Annotated in this window: 2 protein-coding genes, 2 tRNA genes and 1 other annotated feature; of the genes, 2 read left to right on the top strand and 2 right to left on the bottom strand. The window is 57.8% G+C overall.

Annotation, left to right across the window (positions count from 1 at the left end; genetic code table 11):
- Nucleotides 1–105 precede the first annotated feature (105 nt).
- Together proC and leuA are read right to left on the bottom strand one after the other, a co-directional pair.
- Nucleotides 106–921, bottom strand: a complete 816-nt coding sequence (gene proC / locus H9X86_RS11695) for a pyrroline-5-carboxylate reductase (RefSeq protein ID WP_243416951.1) — start codon at nt 919–921, stop codon at nt 106–108.
- Nucleotides 922–936: 15 nt separating this feature from the next.
- Complete coding sequence (gene leuA / locus H9X86_RS11690; protein ID WP_204901685.1) at nt 937–2,634, bottom strand: 2-isopropylmalate synthase; 1,698 nt, start codon at nt 2,632–2,634, stop codon at nt 937–939.
- A 57-nt stretch (nt 2,635–2,691) separates the two neighbouring features.
- Nucleotides 2,692–2,927 (bottom strand) — a binding site (T-box leader).
- Nucleotides 2,928–3,073: 146 nt separating this feature from the next.
- On the opposite strand from leuA, the gene H9X86_RS11685 reads away from it, so the two are divergent.
- Together H9X86_RS11685 and H9X86_RS11680 are read left to right on the top strand one after the other, a co-directional pair.
- Nucleotides 3,074–3,160, top strand: a tRNA-Ser gene (locus tag H9X86_RS11685).
- 28 nt (nt 3,161–3,188) lie between these two features.
- A tRNA-Ser gene (locus H9X86_RS11680) sits at nt 3,189–3,280 on the top strand.
- Nucleotides 3,281–3,366: the final 86 nt, after the last annotated feature.

Genomic DNA, 3,366 nt, shown 5'->3' with positions numbered 1-3,366 from the left:
TAATCTTTCGCAAGTGGCAGACCGTACCAACGCCTTGAGGCGTGGCTAGTAACAAAGGGCTTTGCCCGCATATGAAGAACCCCCGGCTATGCCGGGGGGTTCCTATTACTGTTTTCCCAGCTGACGGTTTCGCTCCATGGCTGCTAACACCGCCTGGATGGCGGCGTGGCGCAGGCCATTTGCCTCCAGAGCTGCCACCCCTGCAATGGTGGAGCCGCCGGGGGAGCATACGGCATCCTTGAGAGCGCCGGGGTGCTGTCCCATTTCCAGCACCATGGCGGCAGCGCCTAACAGGGTCTGGGCGGCGTATTCCATGGCCTGCTTGCGGGGCAGACCTACCATGACACCGCCGTCGGCCAGAGCCTCGATGAAGGGATAGACGTAGGCAGGGCCGCACCCGGCCACCGAGGTGAAGGCGTCCATGAGGGATTCCTCCAGCAGATCTACCCGGCCGGAGCGGGCCAGAATATCTTGCACCGCCTGAATCTGCTCCTGGGAAGTGTTAGGGGCGGCGCACAGGGCGGACATTCCCTGCCCAATTTCCACGCAGGTGTTTGGCATCAGGCGCAGCAGGGGAATGTCTTGGGCTTTAGAGGACAGGAAGGAGCGCAGGGTGGCCAAGGTAACCCCGGCGGCCACGGAGATGAGCACCTTTTGGGGGAACTGTTCCAGGACGGGGGAAAGCTGAGCCAGCACGCCGGAGAGCAGGTGGGGTTTGACACACAGGAAGATGTAGTCCGCCTGCTCCACAGCCTGGACATTATCCTGGACTGCGTGGCAGCCCAATTCCTTTGCCAAAGTCTCCGCTTTGCCAAACGTGCGGTTGGCCAGCCACACATGATTTGGCCCCACGCTGGCGCAAGCCGCCCGGGCCAGGGCAGAGCCCATATTTCCACATCCGATAAAAGCGATGTTAAACATCATGTGACCTCCTCATCAGCCCCGCAGGGAACGGTTTATGGCGCAGAGAATAGCCCGCAGAGAGGCCCGGCTGATGTTGTGGCTCTTGCCCACGCCGAACACATCCTGCCCATTGGGGGCTTTCAGGTGGATATAGCACACGGCCTGGGTGTCCGAACCGGAGGAGATGGCGTGCTCTTTGTAGTCCACGAACTGGTAGCCGTCGATGGGAGCCACGGGCAGGTTGTGCAGGGCGTTGAAGAAGGCGTCGATGGGGCCGTTGCCCTCGCCCCAGACTTCCATGACCCGCCCCTTGTAGCTGACTTCGCCCTCAAAGGTTACCCAGCTGGCGTCCCCGTGGCGGGCATCCTCCTGGAAGCTGTGGCGCTCCAGCTGGTAAGTCTTGGGCACGGACAGATACTCCTGATCGAAGAGTTGGAAGATTTGCTCCGGCTTGAGCTCCTTGCCCACCCGGTCGGACTCCTTTTGTACCACGGCACCAAACTCAGCGTGCATGGCTTTGGGAAGGTCGTAGCCAAAGTTCTGCTGCATGACAAAGGCAGCGCCGCCCTTGCCGGACTGGGAGTTGATGCGGATGATGGGCTCGTATTCCCGGCCCACGTCGGCGGGATCAATGGGCAGATAGGGTACCTCCCACATATCGGTGCCGCTGTCATGCATATAGTGGTAGCCTTTGTTGATGGCATCTTGATGGCTGCCGGAGAAGGCGGTGAACACCAGCTCACCCACATAGGGCTGGCGCTCCCCGATTTTCATCTTGGTGCAGCGCTCATACATATCCCGGATCTTGTTGATGTTGTGGAAATCCAGCTGGGGGTCAATGCCTTGGGTCCACATATTCATGGCAAGGGTGACCATGTCCACATTGCCGGTGCGCTCGCCGTTGCCAAACAGGGTGGCCTCCACTCGGTCGGCTCCGGCCAGCAGGCCCAGCTCGGTGGTGGCCACGCCGGTGCCCCGGTCATTGTGGGGGTGCAGGGAGATGATGGCCCGCTCCCGACCAGGCAGATTGCGGATGAAGTATTCCAGCATATCCGCAAACTGGTTGGGCATACAGTTTTCCACAGTGGTGGGCAGGTTCAAAATGACGGGGTGTTCCGCTGTGGCGTGAAGGTGATCCAGCACAGCGGCACAGATCTCCACGGCGTAGTCCATCTCGGTGCCCATGAAGGACTCGGGGGAGTACTCAAAGCGCAGGTTGGTGCCCCCTGCAATGACGGGTTGAGCCATCTCATAGATGAGGTCAGCGGCATCGGTGGCGATCTTGGTGATGCCGGCGCAGTCCATACCGAACACCACTTTGCGCTGAAGGGTAGAGGTGGAGTTGTAGAAGTGGAGGATCACGTTTTTGGCGCCACGAATAGCTTCAAAGGTGCGGCGGATCAGGTGCTCTCGGGCCTGCACCAGCACCTGGATGGTCACGTCATCGGGGATGTGGCCTCCTTCGATCAGCTCCCGGCAAATCTCGTATTCGGTTTCGGAGGCGGAGGGAAAGCCAATCTCAATTTCCTTGACGCCGATATCCAGCAGGGTGTGGAAGTACTCCAGCTTTTCCTGGAGGTTCATGGGGTCAATGAGGGCCTGATTTCCGTCCCGCAGGTCCACGGAGCACCACACGGGGGGATGGGTCAAAACCTTGTCCGGCCAGGTGCGGTTGGAAATGGGCTGAGGCTGGAAAGGAATGTACTTTTGAAATCCGGGTTTCAAATTCATGGGGAAGTTCCTCCTTTGGACAACTTCGGGGTACGAAAAAAGCCCCCGACGAAACATGTCAGGGGCGTCACATGACGCGGTACCACCCTAATTCCGCCCACGGTCACCCATGGACGCTCACGACCTCCAACAAGGCCTCGACCTGTAACGGGATCACCCGTCCGTCCTTACTTCCTGTCATTCGGGACGGCGGCTCCGGGTCCAGTATACACACAGGGACATCCACCGATTTACACCCACCATCGGCTCTCTGAAGGATCTCAGCTGTGTCTTCTTCCCATCCTTGCCTTTTACTCAGTGATATTTTAGCGGAACAAAGCGTGTTTGTCAAGGAACAAAGAAAGGGGAAACAAAGGGAAAGGAAAAATGAAAAATATCTTGACAGATTGGGAAACCTATGGTAGGATAACTCTTGCATTTGGGCTGCGAGCTCCATCATGGAGAGGTGTCCGAGTGGTTTAAGGAGCTAGTCTTGAAAACTAGTGACTCGAAAGGGCCGTGGGTTCGAATCCCACCCTCTCCGCCAACTTTATATTTTCTTTTCATTCGGATTTGCGGAAGTACCCAAGAGGCCGAAGGGGCTCCCCTGCTAAGGGAGTAGGCGGTCCAAAGCCGCGCGAGGGTTCAAATCCCTCCTTCCGCGCCAGAAAGAGCACAGTGTAAACTGTGCTCTTTCTTTTTGATTTTTGCGAAAAACAGCCTGTAACATGAAATTACAGGCTGTTTTTTCTT

The sequence above is a fragment of the Pseudoflavonifractor capillosus genome (genome assembly GCF_016902575.1).
In the GTDB taxonomy this organism is placed as follows: Bacteria; Bacillota; Clostridia; order Oscillospirales; family Oscillospiraceae; genus Enterenecus; species Enterenecus capillosus_A.
Note: the sequence above shows the minus strand (reverse complement) of the source record. Positions and strands in the feature narration are given on the sequence as shown.

Excerpts from the sequence above, each read along its gene's own strand:
- proC (WP_243416951.1), bottom strand. The coding sequence starts at position 921 with ATGTTTAACATCGCTTTTATCGGATGTGGAAATATGGGCTCTGCCCTG.
- leuA (WP_204901685.1), bottom strand. The coding sequence starts at position 2,634 with ATGAATTTGAAACCCGGATTTCAAAAGTACATTCCTTTCCAGCCTCAG.